General features: G+C 51.6%; 1 protein-coding gene. It reads left to right on the forward strand.

Features of this window, described 5'->3' with window-relative positions; translation table 11 throughout:
• Positions 1-87: 87 nt before the first annotated feature.
• Positions 88-1284: an IS256 family transposase gene (locus GO009_RS17340; RefSeq protein WP_163627963.1), complete on the forward strand. Its 1197-nt coding sequence runs from the start codon at positions 88-90 to the stop codon at positions 1282-1284.
• Positions 1285-1335: the final 51 nt, after the last annotated feature.

Consider the following 1335-nt stretch of genomic DNA (forward strand, 5'->3'; position numbering starts at 1 on the left):
AGGACTATCTCATAAAGTGTGTAAATAGAAAATTAGCGGGGGCATGCCCCCGCTAATTTTTTGTCTAATTTTAAATATTTGCACATTATGAAGAAAGAAGAATTGTTCAACGACGATTTCCTGAAGCAGTTCAAATCGGGAGACGAGCTCAACGGTTTTTTGAAGGAACTCCAGAAACGCGGTATCGAGAAGATGCTGGAAGGGGAACTGGACGGCCACCTGGATTATGAAAGGCACCAGCGCTCGTCCAATGCCAACAAGCGCAACGGACACTCCAAAAAGAAAGTGAGGACCTCCTTCGGGGAGTCCGAGATATCCGTCCCCAGGGACAGGGATGCCAGTTTCAACCCCATGGTCGTCCCCAAACGGGGCAACATGGTGGACGGCATCGAGAACATCATCGTATCCCTGTACGCCAAGGGCATGTCGGTCAGCGACATAGAGGAGCAGATACGGGAGGCCTATGGCTTTGAGGTATCCACTTCCACCATATCGAGGATCACCGAAAAGGTGGCGGACGATATCGTTGCCTGGCAGAACCGCCCTCTGGAACCGGTCTATCTGATCGTGTGGATGGACGGTATCGTCTTCAAGGTCAGGGAATCCTCCAAGGTGATCAACAAGACCGTGTACGTGGCCGTGGGCCTGCGCAGGGACGGTAAAAAAGAAGTGCTCGGCCTATGGCTGGGCAAGAACGAGTCGGCCGCCTTCTGGATGTCGGTGCTCACCGATATGAAGGCCCGTGGCACCGAGGACATCCTGATCACCGCCACCGACAACCTGAACGGGTTTACCGACACCATCAAAAACGTCTTCCCCGAGTCCAGGACCCAGATATGCGTGGTGCACCAGATACGCAATGCCTGCCGCTATGTGGTATGGAAGGACAAGAAGGCCTTCACCGCGGACATGAAGGGCATCTACAATGCACCCAACGAGAAAGCGGCAAAGGCCGCCCTGGGGGACTTCGCCAAAAAATGGGAGGGCAAGTATTCCTATGCGATAAGGAGCTGGAGGGACAACTGGGAGGACCTTACCGTGTTCTACGAATTCCCAGTGGAGATAAGGAAGATCATCTATACCACCAACCTTATAGAGAACCTGAACGGGAAGATCAGGAAGTACACAAAGAACAAGCTTTCCTTCCCCACCGACGATGCGGTGATGAAATCCGTATATTTGGCCACAAGGGAGGCCACAAAGAAGTGGTCCATGCCCATCAGGAACTGGGGCATCATTTTAAACCAGTTCCTAACGATCTATGAAAAAAGGGTCAGACTCTAATAAAGTCCAACCCCCGTTATTTTCAACTTACACACTTATTGGGATAGTGTC

This window comes from Allomuricauda sp. TY007 (assembly GCF_010468565.1).
Taxonomy (GTDB): Bacteria; Bacteroidota; Bacteroidia; order Flavobacteriales; family Flavobacteriaceae; genus Flagellimonas.

Bases quoted from the DNA above. Each gene is read 5' to 3' on its own strand.
- GO009_RS17340 (WP_163627963.1), top strand. From the start codon at position 88: ATGAAGAAAGAAGAATTGTTCAACGACGATTTCCTGAAGCAGTTCAAA.